General features: G+C 35.7%; 20 protein-coding genes and 1 other RNA gene. 12 read left to right on the forward strand and 9 right to left on the reverse strand.

Annotated elements, in window-relative coordinates; translation table 11 throughout:
- Window positions 1–102: 102 nt before the first annotated feature.
- Window positions 103–1,509, reverse strand: a complete 1,407-nt coding sequence (locus FN756_RS04460; protein WP_142601837.1) for an FAD-binding oxidoreductase — start codon at window positions 1,507–1,509, stop codon at window positions 103–105.
- The gene (folB, locus tag FN756_RS04465) at window positions 1,499–1,885 is read right to left on the reverse strand and encodes a dihydroneopterin aldolase (RefSeq protein WP_142601839.1); all 387 of its coding nucleotides are present in this window, start codon (window positions 1,883–1,885) and stop codon (window positions 1,499–1,501) included. Before folB ends, FN756_RS04460 begins: the two co-directional genes overlap by 11 nt.
- A 270-nt stretch (window positions 1,886–2,155) precedes the next feature.
- Between folB and FN756_RS04470 the strand changes: the two genes are divergently transcribed.
- Window positions 2,156–3,412 (forward strand): YaiO family outer membrane beta-barrel protein, encoded by a 1,257-nt coding sequence (locus tag FN756_RS04470; protein ID WP_142601841.1) that lies wholly within the window; start codon window positions 2,156–2,158, stop codon window positions 3,410–3,412.
- On the opposite strand, the gene FN756_RS14555 is transcribed toward FN756_RS04470, so the two are convergent.
- Genes FN756_RS14555 through FN756_RS04490 form a run of 4 tightly spaced genes read right to left on the reverse strand, consistent with a single transcriptional unit; the run spans window position 3,409 to window position 11,414 of the window.
- The gene (locus tag FN756_RS14555; protein WP_221929012.1) at window positions 3,409–6,837 is read right to left on the reverse strand and encodes a sulfatase-like hydrolase/transferase; all 3,429 of its coding nucleotides are present in this window, start codon (window positions 6,835–6,837) and stop codon (window positions 3,409–3,411) included. The two genes, FN756_RS04470 and FN756_RS14555, sit on opposite strands and share 4 nt — an antisense overlap.
- Window positions 6,834–7,976, reverse strand: coding sequence for a HEAT repeat domain-containing protein (locus FN756_RS04480; protein ID WP_142601843.1), 1,143 nt, complete (start codon window positions 7,974–7,976; stop codon window positions 6,834–6,836). Before FN756_RS04480 ends, FN756_RS14555 begins: the two co-directional genes overlap by 4 nt.
- A gap of 46 nt (window positions 7,977–8,022) precedes the next feature.
- Entirely contained in the window at window positions 8,023–8,394 is a 372-nt protein-coding gene (locus tag FN756_RS04485; RefSeq protein ID WP_142601844.1) for a response regulator transcription factor, read from the reverse strand.
- A gap of 38 nt (window positions 8,395–8,432) precedes the next feature.
- Window positions 8,433–11,414: a PAS domain S-box protein gene (locus tag FN756_RS04490; RefSeq protein ID WP_142601846.1), complete on the reverse strand. Its 2,982-nt coding sequence runs from the start codon at window positions 11,412–11,414 to the stop codon at window positions 8,433–8,435.
- 248 nt (window positions 11,415–11,662) lie between these two features.
- Here FN756_RS04490 and FN756_RS04495 point away from each other — a divergent pair, with 248 nt between their 5' ends.
- Complete coding sequence (locus FN756_RS04495) at window positions 11,663–12,880, forward strand: acyl-CoA dehydrogenase family protein (protein ID WP_142601848.1); 1,218 nt, start codon at window positions 11,663–11,665, stop codon at window positions 12,878–12,880.
- Between the two features lie 116 nt (window positions 12,881–12,996).
- Window positions 12,997–13,464, forward strand: coding sequence for a GyrI-like domain-containing protein (locus FN756_RS04500; protein WP_142601850.1), 468 nt, complete (start codon window positions 12,997–12,999; stop codon window positions 13,462–13,464).
- A 38-nt stretch (window positions 13,465–13,502) separates the two neighbouring features.
- Here the strand turns inward: FN756_RS04500 and FN756_RS04505 are convergent, their stop codons facing one another.
- Window positions 13,503–13,967, reverse strand: coding sequence for an RDD family protein (locus FN756_RS04505; protein ID WP_142601852.1), 465 nt, complete (start codon window positions 13,965–13,967; stop codon window positions 13,503–13,505).
- A 124-nt stretch (window positions 13,968–14,091) separates the two neighbouring features.
- On the opposite strand from FN756_RS04505, the gene FN756_RS04510 reads away from it, so the two are divergent.
- The 3 genes from FN756_RS04510 to FN756_RS04520 all read left to right on the forward strand — a co-directional run bounded on the left by FN756_RS04510 (window position 14,092) and on the right by FN756_RS04520 (window position 16,705).
- On the forward strand, window positions 14,092–15,714 hold the full coding sequence (locus tag FN756_RS04510; RefSeq protein ID WP_142601853.1) for an ABC-F family ATP-binding cassette domain-containing protein: 1,623 nt from the start codon (window positions 14,092–14,094) through the stop codon (window positions 15,712–15,714).
- 115 nt (window positions 15,715–15,829) lie between these two features.
- Entirely contained in the window at window positions 15,830–16,210 is a 381-nt protein-coding gene (locus tag FN756_RS04515; RefSeq protein ID WP_142601855.1) for an SRPBCC domain-containing protein, read from the forward strand.
- Window positions 16,211–16,255: 45 nt separating this feature from the next.
- Complete coding sequence (locus FN756_RS04520; RefSeq protein WP_142601856.1) at window positions 16,256–16,705, forward strand: DUF1569 domain-containing protein; 450 nt, start codon at window positions 16,256–16,258, stop codon at window positions 16,703–16,705.
- A gap of 44 nt (window positions 16,706–16,749) precedes the next feature.
- Here the strand turns inward: FN756_RS04520 and lysA are convergent, their stop codons facing one another.
- Together lysA and FN756_RS04530 are read right to left on the reverse strand one after the other, a co-directional pair.
- Complete coding sequence (gene lysA, locus FN756_RS04525) at window positions 16,750–17,901, reverse strand: diaminopimelate decarboxylase (protein ID WP_142602190.1); 1,152 nt, start codon at window positions 17,899–17,901, stop codon at window positions 16,750–16,752.
- Window positions 17,902–17,956: 55 nt separating this feature from the next.
- Entirely contained in the window at window positions 17,957–19,270 is a 1,314-nt protein-coding gene (locus tag FN756_RS04530; protein WP_142601858.1) for an aspartate kinase, read from the reverse strand.
- A 143-nt stretch (window positions 19,271–19,413) separates the two neighbouring features.
- Here FN756_RS04530 and FN756_RS04535 point away from each other — a divergent pair, with 143 nt between their 5' ends.
- From FN756_RS04535 to FN756_RS04560, 6 genes are all read left to right on the forward strand, one after another.
- A complete protein-coding gene (locus FN756_RS04535) occupies window positions 19,414–20,826 on the forward strand; it encodes a phosphohexomutase domain-containing protein (RefSeq protein WP_142601860.1) in 1,413 nt (470 codons plus the stop codon).
- Window positions 20,827–21,103: 277 nt separating this feature from the next.
- The gene (locus tag FN756_RS04540) at window positions 21,104–21,556 is read left to right on the forward strand and encodes a hypothetical protein (protein WP_142601861.1); all 453 of its coding nucleotides are present in this window, start codon (window positions 21,104–21,106) and stop codon (window positions 21,554–21,556) included.
- Entirely contained in the window at window positions 21,537–22,193 is a 657-nt protein-coding gene (locus FN756_RS04545; protein WP_221929013.1) for an SCO family protein, read from the forward strand. Before FN756_RS04540 ends, FN756_RS04545 begins: the two co-directional genes overlap by 20 nt.
- A 2-nt stretch (window positions 22,194–22,195) precedes the next feature.
- Window positions 22,196–22,624, forward strand: coding sequence for a c-type cytochrome (locus tag FN756_RS04550; RefSeq protein WP_142601863.1), 429 nt, complete (start codon window positions 22,196–22,198; stop codon window positions 22,622–22,624).
- Window positions 22,625–22,637: 13 nt separating this feature from the next.
- Window positions 22,638–23,017: RNase P RNA component class A (gene rnpB, locus FN756_RS04555), an RNA gene on the forward strand.
- A gap of 54 nt (window positions 23,018–23,071) precedes the next feature.
- On the forward strand, window positions 23,072–24,442 hold the full coding sequence (locus FN756_RS04560; RefSeq protein WP_142601864.1) for a sigma-54-dependent transcriptional regulator: 1,371 nt from the start codon (window positions 23,072–23,074) through the stop codon (window positions 24,440–24,442).
- Window positions 24,443–24,799 lie beyond the last annotated feature (357 nt).

A 24,799-nucleotide genomic window follows, 5' to 3' on the forward strand; every position in this document is an offset into this window, starting at 1 on the left:
TTAAGTTTTAAAACGTAATAAATAAGCCAAAATGGCATTTGTACTTGTTTTTAAATGCCATTATTTCCGAATGCATCTCATTTTAAGCTTGAGTATAAACTCCTATGGCGTAATTTTTCCGGGATTAAGAATATTTAAAGGATCGAAAAGGTGCTTAATTCCTCTCATTAGTTCAAGATGAACAGGTTTAAATTTAATATCCATGAATTGTTTTTGTATGTAACCAATACCATGTTCACCAGAGAGCGTTCCACCTAAGGCAATGGTTGTTTCAAATATTTCACGAATGGCTAAAGGAAGCTGATTATGCCAATCGTCATCACTCAATGATGCCTTTATAATGTTGACATGTAAGTTACCATCGCCTGCATGTCCATAACAAATAGACTGAAATCCGTATCTATCTCCCACCTCTTTAATTTTTTGCAATAAAACAGGCAGTTCGGCGCGTGGAACCACGGTATCTTCTTCCCGATAAACGGAATTCGCTTTCACTGATAAAGGAAGTTTACGACGAATGCTCCATAACTCTTCTTTTTCACGGCTAGATTCACCCAACAGTAGATCAGAACAACCAAACCGCTCAAGCACCTCGCTGATTTGCATGCATTCACTGTGCAATTGAATCAAATCATTTCCATCCACCTCAATTAGCAAATAAGCTTCTATTCCATCTTTAACTTCGAACTTAATATTATCAAATTTCGTCACCCATTCCACCCCCGATCGTTCCATAAATTCAAGTGCTGACGGTGTTATTCCAGCTCTAAAAATTGCGGATACGGCTCCGCACGCTTTGCTTGCAGAAGGAAAAGAGGCCATCATTACCAAGTCATGCTTGGGTTGGGGTATAAGTTTAACCACTATTTGCGTAATTATACCCAGCGTACCCTCGCTTCCAATCATTAATTGAGTAAGATTATAACCTGATGCATATTTTAGCGTGTTTGCCCCTGTCCAAATAATTTCCCCATTAGGTAATACTACTTGTAGATTTAAAATATATTCCCGGATAGTACCATATTTTACAACTCTTGGACCTCCTGAACCATGTGCAACATTTCCCCCAATAAAACATGAGCCTTTGCTACCCGGGTCAACCGGATAACGCAAGCCTAGTTGCTCAACAACATTTATTAAAACTTCGGTTATAACGCCAGGTTCAACCGTTGCCTGCAAACTATTTACGTCTATATCAATGATGTGGTTCATGCGTTCCAGAGACAAACTCACCCCTCCAAAAATCGGAAGAGCACCTCCACTAAGTCCTGTTCCGGCTCCTCGAGGTGTTACTGGTATACTTTCAGAGGTACATATTTTTAAAACAGATGAAACCTGAATAGCATTAATAGGCTTTAAAACTGCTTCCGGCATAAAATATAGATCTTCCGTTTGATCTTTAGCGTAATGACTAAGCGTTTCCTGATCTACAAAAACGTTCTCTTCACCAAGTAGAATTTTAAATTTTTCAAGAACCGCAGTCGTAATCTTATTATACTTATAATACATGTCCGGGCTTGGTATATTCAATTGTTATGGAAGAATTAGCAATTTTTGCAGCAAAGGGTGGGTTTATTTTTTTAATAATAAGACTAACTTTGTTGATCTTTACAGTTAATGCAATAACACGATCAATGATCCGCTGCGCTACATGTTCGAGTAATTTTGAAGGCACACGCATTTCTGTAGTCACAATTTCGAACAGGTGCTCATAATTAACAGTTCCAGTAATTTGGTCTGTTTTTGCAGCATCAGCAAAATCGGTTTCAACTTCAATATCAATAACAAACTTACCACCAATCAGTTGTTCTTCAACATAAAAGCCGTGTTGAGCAAAAACTTCCAATCCATTTAGTGAAATTTTATTAATCTTTTGGTATGACATATGTAAACGGCTTTGGGAATATTAATCTATTAATATGAAAATGAAAATAAGAAACATGAGAATCATACCAAAGATACCCCAAATCCATTAATGCAGTATTATTTACTCTCGTATCTAGGTTTATTAACGGAGGGTACATGCAAAAAAAGGTTTAAAAAAAGCCCATGCCTAATACCAAAAAAATGTTTACAATGTACAAAACTCTCTATGAGCATGTTGCATCATTTATTGCCGAATTATCTTTATTTTAGCGCCTTACAATTTATTTGCATGATCAAAAATTCCTTATCTCCTTTTTTTATCCGCTCCATTTTTTGTATTTCTATCTTCATTTCACCTGTTTTTCTTTATGCACAAGATCTTTCATCTGATGAACTCTTTTCTAAAGCCAGACAAACGGCTTTTGAACAGAAGAACTACCCTAAAGCAATAACGATCTGTAAACAAGCTTTAATAAAGAGTCCGGATTATTCCGATATTCGGATTTTCATGGGACGATTATACACATGGACGGATAAACTGGATAGTGCACGAATGGTTTTTGATTATGTATTGAAAAATGAAGCAGGTAATGAAGATGCATTATTAGCCAGGGCAAGCCTGGAGTACTGGAATGACCATGTAGATAAAGCATTAAATTATTGCGACACAGGCTTAAGTTATCACCCGGAATCAACTGACCTGTTATTATTAAAATCTAAAATCCTTAACAGTTTAAAAAGGTATCAAGATGCGCACTCAACGGTTGAAAAATTAGCAAAATTAGCGCCCCAAAATCCGGATGTACGCGCAATGAGTCAAATTATTAAAGACAACAGCAGTAAAAACAAAATAGGTGTAAGTTATGATTATGTAAAATTTGACAAACAATTTGACCTTCCCTGGAATATGCTGAGCTTAAATTATAGTCGCCAAACAGACATGGGATCAGTTGTGGCCCGCGTAAATTATGCAAATCGATTCAGCAGCAATGGCATTCAGTTCGAAACCGATTTATACCCACACTTGTCAAAAACCTTTTATTGCTATGTAAATGCTGGTTATTCAAGTAATGTTGGTGTGTTTCCACACTATCGTACCGGCTTTTCATTATATGCCAATTTACCTAAAAGCTTTGAAGCAGAAGCAGGTTTCCGCTTCTTGTATTTCAAGGATGCCACTTGGATATATACCTTATCAGCAGGAAAATACTACAAGAATTATTTATTCACGGCTCGAACCTATTTAATCCCGGACCTGAATAAGGTTTCAGTATCTTATTCAGCGAATATCAGATATTACTATGGTGGTGCCGATGACTATGTAAGTTTTGGCGCTGGAGCAGGTTTATCCCCTGATGAAAGCAACAATGTTTTAATCAATTCAAACAAGGTACTCAAAGCCTATAGTTTATCATCCGGTTACAATCAATCTTTTAACCGTATGAATATATTATCAATTAACTTTAACTGGCAACAACAAGAATACCAGCTAAACACTAAAGGCAACCAATACAACTTAAGCCTAGGTTACCAAAGAAGATTTTAATTAACCGGAAAATATTTTTTATATAAAGAATCAGGGAGATTTTTTGCGCCCTTAATCATTTTCTCATTTCGCACTTTAAACTGACCAAAAGTGGCTTTTATTCGATTAGCTTCTTCCTGATCTTCGATTAGTTCTTCATCCATTGTTGGATAAACCTTAAACAAGGAATTTCCATTTAAGTGGTATTCACCCATTACAAAATCCTCAATACTATTTTTGGTTTGCATCAAAGGATAGGTATGAATATTTCTGAATTCACGAGCAGTATCCAACCCATTCCCTATCCAAGTAACTAATGAAGGTTTTTTCAAACCATAATGTTGATGCAGAAAAGCAAGCAAACTTGGAGCAATATCAAAATGTGTTGATACAGAATTAAACGTTGCAGTACGTTTTAGCAACGGGGAATAAATAATTAATGGCACATGATAACGATCTAATTTTGTATTCATCGGAATCTCAGGCATACGATGGTCGCCGGTTATCAAAAAGATAGTATTCTTAAAATCTGCTCTTTTCGAATAACGATTAAAGAATCCCCTGAGGGCATCATCAGCATAGAGAATACTTGCATACTGATCTTTATAATTCCGTGAAATGTTCTTTTTAGCATCATCAAACCTAAGTTCGTTCATGCGTTGTTCAAATCGTTTAAGATACTTTTCCTGCTCATTAGTCATGAAAGGACTATGGGTAGCTACAGTCAATAAAACGCTTAACTGCGGCTGACTATCCATTTGATTTCTCGTATCTAGATAACATCTGAACAATTCTTTATCGTTATAGCCCCATGAATAACCATTTTTCTTCGGCAGCTTCGTATATCCTACCGGAAATGTTCCTTCATCGTTAATTTCATCAATGGCATTTTTCTTCAAAAAGATATTCATGTTATCGAATTTGGAATCACCGCCATAGTAGAAGGAAGTTCTGTATCCATTTAACTTCAGCAGACTCAATAATGACAAATGTGAAGGCATTTGTTCTCCCATTTCTAGAAAACCATTTTTTAAAAACGGCAACGATCCCATCATAGATGGAAGCACGGCAAAGGTTCTACCGCCACTACTTAAAAAGTTCTTCCAATACAAGCTTTTTACCGCCAGTGAATCAACAAACGGAGTGAAATTACCTAAGTAGGCACCTTCATTAGTAAAAGCACGACCTAATCCTTCAACTAACACAATAACAACATTTGGTTTTTCAGCCATTAATGAAAAGAAAGGCGTCAAAACATCTGAAGTATTTTCTTTATGTAAAAAGGGATATTGTGGATCAACAGCCGCGAATAAGTCCCCCTCACTAGGCGTAACCTTTTGAGCCGGCTCATTCGGAAAAAAGTATAAAAACGATTCCTTAAAGAAGAAATCAGATTTATTCAATACCAGATTATTTACATATTCAGATTTAAACAGCATTTTATCAGGCGTAAAACTTGAGAAAAGAGCTCCAAAAGAAAGCAGTGGTAATACAACAGCAACTAAAGGATGTAGCTTTATTTTTGATGGTAACAATTTAAATGCAAGCCATAGCATAATTATTCCCAACAATATACCTGCTAATATTATATTGTTTACGCCTCCGGAAGCCCCGAGTGTTTGCTTTATATCTTTTATAGAATAGCCGTATAGATCGGCACCCAAAGGAACCAGTGCGGTACTAAAATAATTGATCAATGCTATTTGAGTAACAGTAAGCACAATAGCAGTAACCACATATATCCTTTTTGCTATATGAGAAGAGAAAAAACTGATTGCTGTAAAAAGCACATACAAACCACTACTGATTTTCAACCAATAAAGAACATCATTACCCAAAACCTGCAAAAGCGTTATCTGAATTTGCTCAGGAAACTGATGCTCTAGTCCATTAAAAATAAATTCATAGGTACTTAATGCAAATAGTATGAATAACCATACTAATGAAAAACTGGCGAAAACAACAGTTGCATGATTAAGTTTATACAGAATTTCTTTCGGTAAATTATTCTCAATTTTAACTTCAGCGTCACCGGCAAAACCAGTACGGGTCATTTCTCCCCAGGTATTCTTTCTCCTGACTAAATCGATATTGCCTTGAATTGATGACCAAACTACAAAAGGGTGAAAAAGAAAAGGCTCAAGAAAGGCTGTAATTACCAACCTTAAAATATCAGAATACCTTTTATACTGATTATACGTCATCACTTCCATCAGTATAGCAAATACCGAATATGTGAACCCAAAAAGCAAGATAAACCCCAGTATTAAAAAGAAGAAGGGCCAATTAATAATCCCTAAATAGGCGAACACCAAAAAAACAATGAAGCCTATGGCCTCTATAATTGGTGCAAGATATTCAAAAAAGAACCAATATGGGTAACTAAGCATACCTAATAACCCATATTTAGGATTAAAAAAAATGGCACGATGAAGCCATAATGTTTCAATTGTTCCTCTTGCCCAACGGTTACGTTGCCGTCCCAATATTTTATAAGTATCGGGAGCTTCCGTCCAACATAAAGGATCTGGAATATAGGTTATCTTATAAGGAAGTTTGCGCATTTCCATATAACGACGCATACGGACAACAAGCTCCATATCCTCACCGACTGTATTATGATTGTAACCTCCACTCTTAATAACAATTTCTTTATCAAACGCACCAAAAGCTCCCGAAATCAATAACAAGCCATTTAAACGACTCCAGGCCATACGGCCCAACAAAAAAGCACGAATATACTCTAAGGTTTGTACGCGCGGTAGGAATTTCTTGGGCAAATGAGCCTTCACTAACCGTCCACTTTCTATTATACAGCTGTTGGCAATACGCACCACTCCCCCTGTAGCTATTACACGTTTATTGTCATTATCTTCCAAGAATGGCTTGGCCATTTTTAACAAAGCATCTTGTTCCAAAATACAATCTACATCTATGCAGACTATATAATCGTGATTAGCTATATTGAGACCTACATTTAATGCATCGGCCTTTCCTCCGTTTTCCTTATCAACAACTACTAATTTTCGATATATAGGGTTCCGGCTCTTATAAACGCCCCTCACCCTTTTGGTGGCTATCTGTTCGTGAACAAAATACTCCGTTTTATAAAGGTCATATGCCTTGATCAGTTTTTCAAGACTATCATCTTTGCTACCATCATTAATTATTATTACTTCCAGATTATTATAATGAATAGATAAAAGTGAACGTACATTATCGACCACAGTAACACCTTCATTATAGGCAGGTGCTAAAATACTAATACTAGGAGCCTGTGATGATACGGCTAAAAGACGATAATCAGTATTCTTGTTTTTTCTAATGTATTTCCGCGTTTCACCAATTGAATATAAACCGATGAAAAGGTAAAATGATATTAGTAGAATTGAATAAATTAAAATACCGTAAGTGAAAAAGTAGAATATAATTTCTCTCCAACTCATGTAGTCTGTTCACTTTTAATTTGTTGAATTATATCATACCATGGATATACGTCAGAATGTGTTTGAGATTCTTTTGGGCTAAGCCATTCGCAAAAAGGGCGACGATTGTTTGTCAGGCCTGAATTTACGAAGGCTTCCAGTAAGGAGAATCCATGGTATTTAGCTAATATTCGAGCTGCTGCCAATTTAATGGAATGATCTTCTGCCTTGAATTGGCTTAAAAGAAAAGGAACATCTGTTGTTCCACCTATTGCAAATAAAACATGAAGAGAGGTTAATTGATATTGTTTATTTCCTTGATGATATTTTTGAATGAGTAAAGCCGCCGTAGTTTCATCGTATATATGTTGAAAACATTTAACAGCCTCCATCCTTACCTGCATGCTAGGATGAACAAGGCATTGCGCCACAGTCTGACGTAACTCTAACCGCTGATACATTCCTGACAACTTTAAGGCAAAAACCACAACCGACTCATTTGAAGACTGAAGCCATTTTTCAATGCCGGTAAAATTCATAGCTGGTACTCCCGACAATTGCGCAATTAAATTGATTTGCTGCCAGTTGGATAAAGAATAAGGAATAGCATCCAAAAAACGTAAACCTTCAAAACCACTTAATTTCACTACCGCAATTTGGGCCTCTTTTCTTACAAATTCATTTCTGTCAGTAGTAAGCAGATGTATTTGCTCCAGTTCTGTTCCTTGTTCCATTATGGCTAATTCATGAATCCCTTGAACTTTATAATGCCATAAAAAACTGTTGAGTTTATCAACCGAATCTTCATTCAAGGCTAACTGTTCATATAAATGCCGCAAATTATCACCGGTAATGCCTGAAAGGTCCCTTTTTGCCCTTAATAATTCATCGGTAATAAATTGGCGAAAATATGAATATCGCAGCATTTTACTAACCTTGGCAGGAATTGCAATTTCACCCCCTTCCCAAAAAACAATTGTGCTTATAAATTGCTCAATATATTCTTTTTGTAGGCTTTTACGATGCTCTTGAAAATTAACAAATAGTAGATAAAGCAGCATGAAACATACCCCAGCAACAAGCAATAATGCAAAAATTATAATTGCTAGTTCAATGCTCCCTACATTAATAGAAAATGGCGTATTTTTTCCAATTATCATTTACATCAATTACATCAATAAGCAGTTCGTAATTAGCTGTATTGTATTATTGATGTACAAGATTACCTATTAACCTCTTCACCCTTACTGACAATTCACCTAAACTAAACGGTTTAGTAATGTAATCATCAGCACCAAGTTGAAAAGCCTCTATCACTACATTCTCCTGGCCCATAGCAGATAACATTATAATAGGAATTTTCTCAGCATAAAGTTCTTTTACCTTTCCAATAACCTCAAGACCAGAGGCGTAAGGCATCATCATGTCAGTAATCACCAAATCGGGCTGAATCTCATTCAGTTTATTAAGTGCTTCCCGTCCATCTTGCGCTGTAACAACGGTATATCCATCTTTTTTAAGACAAAACTCAATCGTTTTCAACATTATTGGCTCATCATCTGCCACCAGAATAATCATAAATCTTTATCAATAAAATGCAATAATTAAATAAAACTTTAAACGGAATTCTCAATTCTTGTTAAATCAACATACAAAAGATCTTTCATTATTGCATGTATTTGAATTGCTTCTTCAATCCATTGATTACACTTATCTCTGTCGGCTCCATTACGAGCGTTTATTTCAATTTGATGTAGTTTATCAAGTAGAGTATTTGCCTGAAACAAACCTACCGGACTTTTAGCTTTATGAGAAGTTTGATAAACGATCTCCCAGTTTGATTGCTGAATGCCATCTTTAATTTGTATGAGCAACACAGGAATGCTTTGCAAATAGTGATTTATCACCCCTATTAAATATTCCTTATCATCCAACTCCTCTAAGCGACTTAAACTGTAAATTCTTTCATCAGGTTGCGTTTTTTTTGCATTCTCTACATAAATACCATCACCACCTATTCTTTTGGCCATTTTATTATAAAAAACATTAAAATCAAATGGCTTGGAAAGGTAATCATCCATACCAAATTGTAAGCATTTTTCTTTTTCACCCTTCAGGGCCGATGCTGTCATGGCGATTATTGGAGTATTTAACTTCAACACTTTCCGTATATACAATGCTGTACTAAAGCCATCCATTTCAGGCATTTGCAAATCCATAAGGATCAGATCGTAATGATCATCGGAGGATTGTATAAAATGGATAGCTTCTTTACCTGTTTGAGCTAAGACTACCAGAGCACCTACCCGTTGTAATAAGGTGATAACCAATTTTTGATTAATATCATTATCTTCTACCAGCAAGAACCTTTTACCTTCAAAAATACCGGCACTATTAACAGTTTCTTCATTCTGTAATGTTTCAACCGTTTCTCTACCAATGTCCAAGGGAAGTGCGAAGCTAAATACTGAACCTTTTCCTTCTTTACTTGATACAAAAATTTCCCCACCTTGCATTTCAAGTAATTGTTTACAAATCGTCAATCCAAGCCCTGAGCCGCCATATTTACGAGAGATATCATTCTTAGCCTGGATAAATGGATCAAAAATGTGAATTATTTCTTTTTCAGGAATACCTATACCAGTATCCGAAACGGCAATCAACAGTATTATCGTGAAATCATCGCTATTTTTCAAGGTCACATCTACTTCAACTCTTCCTTCTTTAGTAAACTTAATTGCATTACCTATCAAATTTATTAATACCTGATTTAAACGAAAGGGGTCGCCTACTAAAACCCTGGGAATTGTTTTATCGATGTTAAACTTCAGATCAACTGTTGAATTCTTCAGATTGTGGCCAAAACTAATCTGCACATTTTTCAGTAATTCAAACAGGTCAAAATCCATTCTTTCAAAGACTAGCTTACCTGCATTTATTTTACTAAAATCCAAAAGGTCATTAATTATCGCCAATAAATTATTGGAAGATTTTTCAATCGTCGAGGCGAATTCATGCTGCTCTTCAGTCAATGAAGTTTCAAGCAGCAAGCGATCCATACCCAAAATACCATTCAAAGGGGTGCGCATTTCATGACTTACATTGGCCAGAAACTGTTCCTGCATTTTACTGGCATTTTCGGCAATCTTCCTAGCTTCAATCAACTCTCCCCGATTTTGGATAATCTCTGTAATATCGGTGGCAATACCGCCAACACCAAATATATCTCCCTCCAAATTTCGTAAGGGTGCTTTTACTATTAGGAAATGAATGGTCTGATCACGTACAATATCGCGCTCAAATGTTAAGGTCTGTTCAGTACTAAACACCATTTTGTCTTCTTTCTGAATTCGGACTGCTTCCTCAATCGGAAAAAAATCAAAATCAGTTTTACCCAAAATATCATGCTTAATACCTAATGTATCAAATAACTTTCTAAAGCTTTTATTAATCAAAAGGTATCGACCTTCTAAATCCTTTACGTACACAAGTGAGGGTGAATGGTCAATTATAGCCTGCAAAAGATATTGGTTTTCTTTTAACTTTTGTTCTGATTCTTCAAGATTTAGTTGAATATTTTTTTTCTCAGTTATATCTTTCACTACATTCAGGAAACCATCCCCTGGTTTGCTAGCTGATAAGAATACGGAAACCTGTTCTACCCATTTACGCTCCCCACTTTTAGTAATAATTGGAAACTCTACTACAGTCTCATGCAACATATTTTCGACCTGATTGATGTAGTTGCAGGCTACCTTTTCAATCCATTCGGGATCCACCAGCTCTTTATAATTCATGCCAAGCAACTCCTGCTGCGTATAACCCACTAACGAAGTCGCTTTTCCGCTTGTAAAAGTAAAATTACCTTCCCGATCTGTAGTGTGAAAAACAGATCCTACGTTTTCAATCAGAGAACGATATTTATATTCACTTTCAAGCAATTGTTCTTCTATGCGTCTTTTATGAATTATTGAATAGTTAATCCGTACAACAAGTCCAATTATTAAAAGAAAAAAAACACACGCAGCGGCAAATGTTCCAAAAGTATCCTGTTTTCTTTCATTCTTATTTGCAATTTGAGATTGCAATAACAAAGTATTTTGTTGCTTTATAATCGTTTTAAATGAATCATTGATTTGCGATTTAGTTAACGCCGACTCATCGAAAAAATGCTTAATGCTTTCTTGGCTCCTATAACTCTCGAACAATTGTAATTGAGCTTTTTCCCTTTTTGTTACTAAAAACAATATTGTATTAATCGCCTTTAATTGTACCGAATCATAATGTACCCGAACTTGTAATTGTTTAATCTTATTATTAAGCTGCTGGTGAACAAGTAACAACCGTTGTTTATATGAACCATCCCCCAACAGTAAATATTCTCTTGTAATATTTTTGCTGTCAGCAATCAATGAGTTGATTTCATTTACCTGCTTAATGCTTTCATAATTATATTCAACCCAATAAGCACTCTTATCGATTTTTTTTGTTCCCGAATAAATTATTGTCAAACGAATAATAAAGCCCAGCACTAAAAACACCAGCACTCCGGCTATCTTCCGTTCTATATTAAAAGAGAATAATTTAAATGTCTTCATTATTGAAACAATATCAGGAAACTAGAATTATTTTTTTTGGTGCAAAATACATTAAAAAATCATGTTAGTGACCATCACTTAAAATAAGGAATAACCATTATGGTTCATTTGCTCATCGTTAAAACTGATTTAACAGCTAAAATCTGTTCATCAAGAACTTAATAATACTTAATGAAAAAACTTTCCTCCTACAACATTCAATAAAAGTTGACTCAATTTTATACTTTTGATAAAAATACTCTTCAACTATGTCGAATATTACAGCTGAGCATCAAGTAAAAAAATCAGGCAGACAGGATTTATACGAATCGCCTGACTATTACCTTTTAGATGAACTATTAACAGAAGAGCATAAGCTGGTTCGAAGCGCTGTACGTGACTTTGTTAAAAAAGAAATTTCTCCAATCATTGAAGACTATGCTCAAAGAGCAGAATTTCCAAAACAAATTATAAATGGATTGGGTGCAATAGGTGCATTTGGTCCAACGATTCCTGTTGAATATGGTGGTGGTGGCATGGATTATATTTCCTACGGAATCATTATGCAAGAACTTGAACGTGGTGATTCAGGAATTCGTTCAACAGCTTCGGTTCAAGGATCATTGGTAATGTATCCCATTTATGCATATGGTTCAGAAGAACAACGTAAAAAGTATCTTCCCAAATTAGCAAGTGGCGAGTTTATGGGCTGCTTTGGGTTAACTGAGCCGGATTATGGTTCAAATCCAAGTGGAATGGTTACCAATATCAAAGATAATGGAGAACATTACTTGCTTAATGGTGCCAAAATGTGGATTTCCAATGCCCCTTTCGCAGACATTGCCGTTGTATGGGCAAAGGATGAAGAAGGTGTAATTAGAGGCATGGTTGTTGAGCGAGGAATGGAAGGTTTTACAACTCCTGAAACACACAATAAATGGTCACTCCGTGCTTCAGCTACCGGTGAATTAGTGTTTGATAACGTTAAAGTTCCTAAAGAAAATATCTTTCCTAATGTAAAAGGAATCAAAGGTCCATTGGGATGTTTGAACCAGGCTCGTTATGGAATTGCATGGGGAGCTTTAGGTGCAGCAATGGATTGCTATGATACGGCTTTACGCTATTCGAAACAACGTATTCAGTTCGACAGACCAATTGCAGGCTTCCAATTACAACAGAAAAAATTGGCCGAAATGATTACGGAAATAACAAAGGGTCAGTTATTAAACTGGCGTTTAGGCACATTGAAAAATGAAAACCGCGCAAGTGCGGCACAAATTTCGATGGCTAAACGTAACAACGTTGAAACAGCTTTGAATATTTCACGGGAGGCACGTCAAATGCTCGGTGGAATGGGAATTACAGGTGAATATCCGATCATGCGTCACATGATGAATCTTGAATCTGTAGTAACCTATGAAGGCACACACGATATTCACTTGCTAATTACAGGAATGGATATTACCGGAGAAAATGCTTTCAAATAAAGTTTTTTGAGATCTCTGCGTCTGCTGTTTATATTTAGTTTGCCGTGAACTAATAACGAAGATGCAGAGAACACATTTATATTTCTACCTGTTTACCCTATGAATCTCATCGTTATATGAGCAGTCACTATGAATATATCTTAACAAATTTTCCCGCGTTCAATTTTGTGGGATTAAGCATTCGTACTTCAAACACTACAGCGGACGTTGATATTGCTGCACTTTGGGATAAGTTTTTTAAAGAAAACTGGATTGATAAAATAAAGGGCCGAATGGACGATGACGTTTTAGGTCTTTATTTTAATTACGAAGGTGACTTTACCAAACCGTATCATTTCGCTATTGGTTGTCGTGTAGAAAATTTAATCAAAGTTTCTGAAGATTTAATTGCGTTAAACATTCCTGCAGCAAACTATGCTGAATTTGTTGCGCATGGAAAGATGCCTGATTGCATTATTGATACCTGGATTAAAATCTGGAATTCTGACGTAGTTCGTTCTTATTGTTTTGATTTTGAAGTGTACCCTCAATCCAGTTTTGACCCTAAAAATGCATTAGTCCCTGTTTTTATTGGAATTAAATAGGCTTTAGGTGATGGTTCCGTCCTTCTAAAGCCTCTCACCTAACTCTTATTTTTCACAACGTAAGTTTTCGAAATTGAATCATGCCAGCCAATTGGACTGAATAAAAATGAAATAGCCTCCAAAGGAATAAAACGACACAAAGTGCGAATCAAAACTCTAAAAGGGGTTGGTTTATGACCGTAATCATCTACAACTCTTGTTTTAGTTATTACTTTACCAAATGTTTGACCAGTTAATGATTCAGTAACCATATAATAAATGAACATTATCCCCATGCCTAATAAATCAAACTTTATTAAAGGCATCATATCCTGGTAATTGTTTATTGGTCCGTCTAATTTAAAATCAAGATGAAATAATTTCATTACAATATTGATTAGCAAACCACCTACTAATGAATCAACTATATGATTAAGCAATCGTGTAGAGGAAGGTACCAGATGTAATTCGTTTTCAGGAATATTATTTATTTGTTGAGGTAAATCAGCGCCAATCTCTGTCATTTTAATAAGTTTTTTTTTAATGCAATGATACCTAATGTACCGCAATTATTAAAAAATCAATAAACTGCTTTTTATCAAAAATAAATTCAAAGGTTTTCTCACTGAAAATTAGCATCTTTGCGCCATGATTACAGTCTCTAATTTGTCCCTCAAATACGGTAAAAGAGTATTATTTGAAGAGGTTAACGTTAAATTTACGCAAGGAAATTGCTATGGAGTGATCGGTGCAAACGGTGCCGGCAAATCCACGTTTTTAAAAATTCTCTCTGGCGAGATCGAATCGACTACAGGATCAGTGCATATTACACCAGGTGAGCGTATGTCTGTGCTGAAACAGAATCACTTTGAATTTGATGAAGTTCAAGTGTTGCAAACGGTGTTGATGGGCAACAAAAGGTTGTTCGATATCATCAATGAAAAAGATATTATTTACGCAAAAGAAGACTTCACCGAAGAAGACGGCATCCGTGCTTCAGAACTGGAAGCTGAATTTGCTGAAATGCAAGGTTGGAATGCTGAAAGTGATGCAGCCTCATTACTAGGCTCTTTAGGCATTTCTGAAGACCTTCATTTTAAATTAATGAGCGAACTAAACGGTACTCAGAAAGTTCGTGTATTGTTAGCTCAAGCTTTATTTGGTAATCCAGATATTCTTTTACTGGATGAGCCTACCAACGACTTGGACGTTGAAACTATTAATTGGCTAGAAAACTTTCTGGCTGATTTCCCAAATATTGTAATTGTTGTTTCTCACGATCGCCACTTCCTTGATACGGTTTGTACTCATATTGCTGATATCGATTTCAGTAAATTGAAGGTATACTCCGGCAACTACTCTTTCTGGTACGAATCAAGTCAATTGGCTTTACGTCAGCGTTCTGATCAAAACAAGAAAACCGAAGATAAACGTAAGGAATTACAAGAGTTTATTGAACGTTTTAGCGCCAATGCTTCTAAATCAAAACAAGCTACAAGTCGTAAAAAACTTTTAGAAAAATTAACATTGGATGATATTCAGCCTTCCACCCGTAAGTATCCTGCTATCATTTTCAAACCTGAACGTGAAGTTGGTGATCAAATTTTACAAGTGGAGCATCTTACAGCTTCTGTTGAAGGGAACACATTATTCTCTGACATTAGCTTCATGGTAAACAAGGGTGATAAGGTTGCTGTACTTTCAAAAGACAGTTTGGCCATCAGCACTTTCTTTGAAGTATTAATGGGCAATAAAAAAGCTGATTCAGGCGAGTTTAAATGGGGGGTAACAACTACACAAGCTTATTTGCCTTTGGATAATTCACACGAATTTCAATCGGATTATAACTTAATCGATTGGTTGCGTCAATATTCAAAAGAAAAAGACGAAACTTACATCCGTGGTTTCCTGGGTAAAATGTTATTTACCGGCGAGGAAACTTTTAAAAGCTGTAAAGTGCTTTCTGGAGGAGAAAAAGTGCGTTGTATGGTTTCTAAAATGATGTTACAAAGTGCCAACGTACTTGTAATGGACGAACCAACTAATCACCTTGATTTGGAATCAATTACTGCATTCAATAATTCATTGAAAGATTTCAAAGGAAATATTTTGTTCCACTCGCATGACCATGAGTTTATGCAAACCGTAGCAAATCGCATCATCGAGATTACTCCTAACGGTGTTATCGATAAATTGATGACTTACGATGAATACATTAGTGATGCCAACATTAAAGCACTTCGTGAAGAAATGTACATGGTAAATGCATAATTATTAACTATTTTTTTGTTAGCAAAAGGTCCATTTTGGGCCTTTTTGCAATTAAAGGCTGTGATAAATATCCTACCTTTGTTAAATCCTTACATCGCGCAACTTCATATCAATCATGGAAAATATTAAGAAATACTACGTAATTAACGCTACGCCTGAAGAATTATACGTCGCACTCACTAACCCAATTACAATTCAATTATGGAGTGGTGAACCAGCAGAAATGAGCACTGAACCTGGATCCGAATTTTCTTTATGGGATGGAAGCATTTGTGGCCAAAACCTTGAGTTTGAAGAAAACCGTAAAATTATTCAGAAATGGTATTTTGGAGATCAGGAAGAAGATTCAATCGTTACCATCATTTTACACCCTGATAAACATGGTACTTCTGTAGAATTGCGTCATACCAATATTCCCGACGGGGAATTAGATGATATGCTTTATGGCTGGGACAACTATTACTTTGGGGCGATCGAAGATTTCTACGGAGAATAATAATCAACTCATAGACCATCTAAAACATCCTATACTTTACTATTTATGAAAAGTTTATTTAAACAAACAGATAATAAGGAACTGATTGATCGTATTAATCAGCTTACAGGTACATCTAATTCCCAATGGGGAAAAATGAATGTTTCGCAAATGATAGCACACGTTCAAGTTCCGATGAAAGTGGCCATTGGAGAAGTAAAGTTAAAAAGAGGAATTTTAGGAATTTTGTTTGGAGGAATCGTAAAAAAGCAACTAACAGGACCTGAGCCATTTAAGAAAAAATTACCTACAGATAAAAGGTTCATTGTAAAAGCGCAGCCTAATTTTGAAGAAGAAAAGCAAAAATTAATTAGCCTGGTTCAAAGTTTTGGAAAATCAGGGGAAACAGGATTAACTAAAGCACTTCACCCATTTTTTGGCAAACTAACCTCACAAGAATGGGATACATTGATGTGGAAGCATCTTGATCACCATTTGAGACAGTTTGGCGTCTAATAAAAACAAAAGCTCCTGATATCCGGAGCTTTTGTTTTTAGTTATTACTTTGAATAAACAACATTAACACGATCACGTAAGTTGTAATTGGAAGCCATTACTTCACCATAGGCACCTGCTGTACGAATCGCAATTAAATCACCACGTTTGGTTTCAGGTAATTCAACCGCTTTACCAAAACAATCTGTCGATTCGCAGATAGGGCCCACTACATCATAACGAGCACTATTTTGATCTTGAGAAGAAATATTTTCAATCTTATGATAAGCTTGGTATAATGCCGGACGCATCAACTCGGTCATACCTGCATCCAGGATGGCAAAATTGGTAACCTGTCCGTGCTTAACATACAATACTCTTGAAATCAATGTTCCCGATTGAGCCACTAATGCGCGGCCTAATTCAAAATGAACTTCTTGTTGTGCTGTACGTTCCAGAAATAGATCGAATATTTTAAAGTAGGTTTCGAAATCAGCAACCTTATTCGTGTCAGGATTATAATAATCAACTCCTAACCCACCTCCAACATTAATCACTTTGATAGTTAAATGACGTTCTTGAAACCAATTAACAATTTCATTTACTTTAATACAAAGGCTTTTGAAAACGTTTAAATCAGTAATTTGAGAACCAATATGAAAATGTAAACCAATACAATTCACATTTTGCAATGATTTCAGTGCTACTAATACTTTCTCAAACTCCCATTGATTAATACCGAATTTATTCTCTTCTAAACCAGTAGTAATGTATTTATGCGTATAAGCATTTACGTTCGGGTTGATACGCAAAGCAACACTTGCTTTTTTACCTTTTAAGCCAGCTAATTTGTTAATCACTTCCAGTTCCTGAATCGACTCTACATTGAAGCATAATATCTCATGATCAAGTGCAAAATTGATTTCAGCATCCGATTTTCCAACACCAGCAAATACAATTTTCTTATTTTCAAAACCAACTTCAACAGCTCTACGCACCTCTCCTCCGCTTACACAATCAGCACCAATACCAAAAGATCGGATAGTTTCGAGTACTTTTTGATCAAAATTAGCCTTCAATGCATAATGCACATGAAAGCCGTATTTATTAGCTTCAGTTGTACACGCGGTAAGTGTATTGCTTAATAATGAAATATCGTAATAATAGAAGGGAGTATTTAAAGTATTAAATTTTTCAATTTGTTCCCTATTAAACATTTGAGATAAAGTCATAGGTGAAACATCTTCACTTATCATAAAACAATTAAATTAATTAGTTAAAAAGTCCCTCGTGGAGGTCTAATAACGCTGAGTGTTTAAAATTTGAATCAACAAGAATAGAAATGTTATTATTGCTTCCTCCGTAAGCGATCATACGCAATGGAATTTCTTTCAATGAATTAATAACTTTTGCGGCATATCCTGCCTTTGATGACACAAAATCACCTACAATACAGATGATTGTTAATTCTTTATCGATTTCCACCGAACCAAAATCAGTTAGTTCTTCAATAATTTCTTTAAGAAAATCTGTTTTATCAATAGTCAATGATACGGCTACTTCAGAAGTGGTAATCATGTCAATTGGAGTTTTATAACGCTCAAATATTTCAAATACTTTACGTAAAAAACCGTAAGCCATCAACATCCGACTTGATTGGATTTTAATAGCAGTGATGCCATCTTTTGCTGCAACAGCTTTAATTTCACCTTCACTACGCTCTGCACTAATTAATGTGCCATGCGCTTCAGGTTCCATTGTATTGAGCAAACGAACCGGAATTCTATATTTCTGAGCAGGCAAAACACTTTGAGGGTGCAGAATTTTAGCTCCGAAATACGCTAATTCTGCTGCTTCTTCAAATGAAAGTTTGGCAATAGGGCTTGTATTTTTAACGATACGAGGATCGTTGTTATGCATGCCATCAATATCCGTCCAAATTTGAACCTCTTCAGCAGTGATTCCGGCACCAATTAAAGATGCGGTGTAATCACTACCTCCGCGTTTCAGATTATCAACTTCACCAAAAGTATTGCGGCAAATAAACCCTTGGGTTATGAAAATGTTTACCTCAGGATGTGCATCTAACATCGGCATCAGTTTTTCTGTAATGTAAGATACAATGGGCTCTGCATCCTCATCGATCTTCATAAATTCTAATGCTGGCAATAGTACAGATGGAACACCAATTTGCATTAAATAAAGATGAAACAAATTGGTAGAAATTAATTCACCTTGAGCCAAAATTATACGCTCATGAGCAGCGGCAAACCCTTGTTCATTTGAGAATGAAATAAGCGTACCGAAATATGAATCAACAACAGCATGAGCTTTATCAAAAAACTCAGGAACTGTAAATAAATCCTGAATAAAAACAATGTATTTAGACTTCAGATTATCAATAAGTTGAATAGCCTTAGATGAATCATTCTTGTATGCTTCATTTATCTCAACCAAACTATTTGTTGTACCCGATACTGCTGATAAAACTACAATTTGACGCTCATTTTTGTTAATGATATCCATCAACTTACGCATGCGTTCCGGACTACCTACAGATGTGCCTCCGAATTTTAATACTTTCATTATTTTTTTAAATTTTTTAATAATCTAAATATATCATCCATCCTTTAAAAAAGATTAGATACTCTTACTACCAAGTTAAAATTTCGCTAAAATAATTATATTTTATTCACTATTTCACTAATTTCGGGACTTAATTCTAAAATATGATAAACATTAAGTTTGGTACCGATGGATGGCGTGCACTAATTGCCAAAGAGTTTACAGTTGAGAATGTTACACGAGTTGCCTATGCTACGTCTCTTTGGTTAAAAGAACAGAAAACTCAAGCTTCTGTGGTAGTTGGAAACGATCCTCGTTTTGCCGGGAAAATGTTCTCCGAAACTGTTGCTCAGATTTTTGCGAATGCAGGTATAAAAGTTTATTTGGCTTCTAATGATTTCGTTTCAACTCCGATGGTTTCTTTAGGAACTGTTTTGTTAAAAGCTGACCTGGGTGTCATCATTACCGCGAGTCACAACCCTCCTGAATACAGCGGGTATAAAATTAAAGCCAGTTACGGCGGACCTGCTACTCCTGATCTGATTGATCAGGTAGAAAACATGATTCCTGATCGTATTACACTCGATCTTAAATCAATCGAAGAATATAAACAAGCGGGGTTAATTGAATTCGTGAACCTTGAAGATATGTATGTTAAACATGTTGAAGAAAAATTCGATATGGAAGCAATACGTAATTCAGGGATGAACTTTGCTTATGATGCCATGTATGGTGCAGGTCAAAACGCAATGCGCCGATTATTTCCAGATATTTCCTTCTTGCATGCAGAGTATAATCCAGGTTTTGATGGACAAGCTCCTGAACCTATTCATAAAAACCTCACTGAACTTTCAGATTTAATTAAACTCAGTGATGGCGAAATTGATTCAGGTCTTGCAACCGATGGCGATGCTGACAGAATTGGCTTATATAACTCTGAAGGTGAATTCATTGATTCACACCATATCATCCTTTTGTTGATCCATTATTTGGTAAAATATAAAAATATAAAAGGTGATGTAATTACAACTTTCTCTTGTACTCAAAAGATTGCCGATCTCTGCAAACTTTACGAATTACCTCACACCATTACCAAAATTGGTTTTAAATACATTTGTGATTTGATGGTTAATTCAGGTCGAGAGTTTATTGCTGGTGGAGAGGAATCGGGTGGAATTGCTATCACGGGCTACATTCCCGAACGTGACGGTATATGGATTGGTTTAACCATTTGGGAATTCATGGCAAAAACCGGAAAATCATTAAATGAACTTATTTATGAAGTTTATGATGAGGTAGGTTCATTTGCCGTTGAACGATACGACTTACACTTAACTGAAAACAAGAAGCAAGAGATTATTAAATCCTGCAAATCAAATACTTATTCAAAATTTGACTCTTATGCGGTTGAGCGTATCGAAGACATGGATGGATATAAGTTTCATTTAGGGGATGACCGTTGGGTTATGATCCGTCCTTCAGGAACAGAACCTGTACTACGAGTTTATGCTGAAGCGGCAACTTCTGTTGATGCTTTTAAAATACTTGATGCAGCAAAAGCTACTTTATTAGCATAGTAATCATAAAGTATAATTTTGGGCTTCTGAATATTGCAAAGCATATTTTTGCAGAGCAATACTCAGAAGCTTTATTATTTGCAGATATTTTGTATCTACCAAACGTTTTTTCAAAACTTTATATCTTCAAAACTGACAAGCACTTGTCACCAGGCAAATTTAATTCCCCCTCTTGTTTTATTTCTAATTAATTGATGTATACCTTTGTTCATAAACTATAATTGAGGTATTCAATATTTGAACAATTTAAATCGCTGTAATATTTAATCAAATAACCATGAAAAAGATTCTGTTAATTACCTTTTCCGTGCTTTTTGCTCTTTCATGTTCCAATTCAAAAATGGAAGAACAAAAACAGGAAAAAGCTCTGTTTATTGAAATGATGGGGGTGCATGATAATTTAATGCCTAAATCGGAAGAACTTGTTAAATCCAAAAGACAATTGCTTCAGCTTGCTTCCAAAATGGATAGTTTGAAAAAAGTAAATACTGATTTAGATACTGCTGCGTTAAGAGAAAAAATTCAAACTGGAGTTGCTCAATTAGATTCTGCTGATAATGCAATGTCTGATTGGATGCATAATTTCGATCCTACATTTGAAGGAAAATCACATGAACAAATCATGAAATATTTAGAAGATAATAAAATGACCATTAAAAAGGTCGAAGATCAATTTACTAGCAGTTTGAATAATGCAAATCAAGTTTTAAATGATGTTAAAAAACAATAATAAACTCTTCATTTTTCTGGCAATATTAACACTCAGTTCTTCTTGCAGTACCAAAAAAGATAAATTACCTATCCTGGGTAGTCGTGAAGCCATTACAAAAACTATTAATGGAGAACAAGTAATTGATTCGGTTTACCACACAATTGAACCTTTCCGTTTTATTAACCAGGATAGTATGGTTGTTACTAACGATACTTTTAAAGGCAAAATATACGTTGCCGATTTCTTCTTTACCTCCTGCCCTACCATTTGCCCCATCATGAAAAGGAATATGCTAACGGTATACAAGCAATTCAAGGGAAATCCGGAAGTAGGTATCCTTTCTCATAGCATTGACCCGCGTCACGATTCTGTTTCTGTACTTAAAAAATATGCACATAAGTTAGGAGTTGATGATACGCAATGGGATTTTGTAACAGGTACCAAGGATTCACTTTATGAAATTGCTGAGCACAGTTATATGGTTTCAGCTATTGAAGATAAAAATCAGCCAGGAGGTATTGTTCACAGCGGAGCATTCCTTTTAGTTGATAAGGATCGTCACATTCGTGGAGTTTATGATGGCACCAATGAGGATGCCGTGAAACAAATGATAGACGATATGAACAAACTATTAGCTGAATACAAAAAGCAATAGCTATGAAAAACCGCATTATATTTTCAATATTTACTATTTCGGCATTCATTATTCTAATCACTTCTTGCTCCAATCCTAATGAGATTAAAGAAAAGCAGTACTATACAGAGGGCATGTATCTCTACAAAAAGCATTGCCAAAGTTGTCATATGGAAGATGGTAGAGGTCTTGGAGAACTTATACCACCTCTTGCTAAAGCAGATTTTCTTGTAAAAAACAAAGATCTACTTTCATGTATCATTAAAAAGGGTATAAATAACGTAAAAGTAACGGTTAATGGTAAAGATTATCAATCAATAATGCCTGCCAATGAAGGCCTGGGAACCATTGAAATAGCTGAAATCATAACTTACATTACCAATTCTTGGGGCAATAAAACTGCTGCTTATACAATAGAAGAAGTAGAAATGAATCTGAAAAAGTGTCTATAATTAGTATTTTTGCATTGCAAACTGGTCTGTCGCTCTGAGCAATCAGGGAGGAAAGTCCGGGCAACATAGAGCATCCTGCTTCCTAACAGGAAGGACCCGAATACTCGGGGACAGCAAGTGCCACAGAAAATAAACCGCCTAATCCTGATAGTTATCAGGATTAGGTAAGGGTGAAAACGTGAGGTAAGAGCTCACGGCTTTGTCGCGTAATCGGCATCGCGGTAAACCTCAGGAGTTGAAAAACCAAATAAACCGGAGCTATAGGGCTGCTCGCCTAATCCGGAGGGTAGGTTGATAGAGGTGAATGGTGACATTCATCCCAGAGAAATGACAGATAGTCCCTAAACTTGTTTCGGGAGGAAACAGAACCCGGCTTACACGTTTGCATTTTTTATAAAAAGCTTGTAATAATTTTGAATTGTTGCAGGCTTTTTTTTATTTTTCATTATGGCTAAAATTCTAATAGTTGATGATGAGCGGAGCATACGTAATACGCTGCGCGAAATTCTCGAATACGAGAACTACGATGTGGAAGATACCGACAATGGTATCGATGCATTGGAACTGATCGCAAAGCGGAACTATGATCTGGTTCTATGCGACATCAAAATGAATAAGATGGATGGATTGGAGGTGTTAACGCGCTCCCAGCAAAGCAATCCCGATCTTCCTTTTATTATGATCTCAGGTCATGGCACAGTAGAAACCGCCGTTGAAGCTAGCCGAAAAGGTGCATTCGACTTTATTTCTAAACCACCTGATCTGAATAGGCTCCTTATTACTGTTCGAAATGCTTTAGATCGAGGAGCATTAGCTATTGAAACCAGAGTTTTAAAGAAAAAAGTTTCAAAAATCAGAGAAATTTTAGGTCAATCTCCTGCAATTCAAAAAATTAAAGAAACCGTTGAGCGTGTAGCGACTACTGAAGCTCGTGTTTTAGTTACGGGCCCTAATGGTAGCGGTAAGGAATTAGTTGCTCGTTGGTTGCACGAGAAAAGTCATAGAGCCAATGGCCCCATCATAGAAGTTAACTGTGCTGCCATTCCATCCGAATTGATTGAAAGCGAGTTATTCGGTCATGAAAAAGGATCGTTTACATCTGCTATCAAACAACGCATTGGAAAGTTCGAACAAGCTAATGGAGGCACCATATTTCTTGATGAGATAGGCGATATGAGTCTTTCTGCTCAAGCAAAAGTATTACGTGCCTTACAAGAAAGTAAAATCACCAGAGTTGGGGGAGAACGTGAACTGGATGTTGATGTACGAGTAGTTGCTGCAACGAATAAAGATCTGCTAAAAGAAATTGATAAAGGTAATTTCCGTTTGGATCTTTATCATCGATTAAGCGTAATCATTATTAATGTTCCACCTCTTAAGGATCGTAAATCGGATATAAATATTCTTGCCAATAGTTTCTTGGAAGAAATTTGTTCTGATTATGGAATACCATTGAAACGTATTACTCCGGAAGCTGTAAAAGCTCTTGAACAATTGGAGTGGACAGGTAATATCCGAGAGTTACACAACATGATTGAACGCTTAATTATTATGAGCGATAAAATGATTACCGATAGTGATGTATATATGTATTCACATCCATCTCAATCAGTTGTTATTGGTGATACAATGTTTGAGTTTGAACGTTTCAATAAATTTCAAGAGTTTAAGGATCATATGGAAAAAGAGTTCATTAAACATAAGCTTGAGAAAAACAATTGGAATGTATCGAAAACGGCTGATGAAATCGATATTCAGCGCAGCCATCTTTACAGTAAAATCGAGAAATTTGGTTTAAAGCGAGAAGAAGTTAGTTAAGCCGATCTGACTTTAATAATTAAAAAAGCGAGGAAATAATTCTTCGCTTTTTTATTGTAGTAATTCGAACAAATATGACTTTAATACTAATCAACAGTATTGGCTTTCATTATTTTCCTTTACTCCATTTCATAAATAGACTTCAATATTATCAATTCTAATATAATATTCCACAAGTCAAATTTTTATGATTTTCACAACCTCTGAATCCAAACAATAGTAATAATAATTAGTATAGATATTGACCTTTTAAAAAAAGCAAAAAAAACTTCATTTTTTCAAAAAAATGAATCCAAGTTACTGGCATAGAACTTGTAAAATCATACTATACGTTGCAAAAAACAGGTAATATTTAAC

Origin of the sequence: Solitalea koreensis (genome assembly GCF_900182575.1) — a bacterium.
Classification (GTDB): domain Bacteria; phylum Bacteroidota; class Bacteroidia; order Sphingobacteriales; family Sphingobacteriaceae; genus Solitalea; species Solitalea koreensis.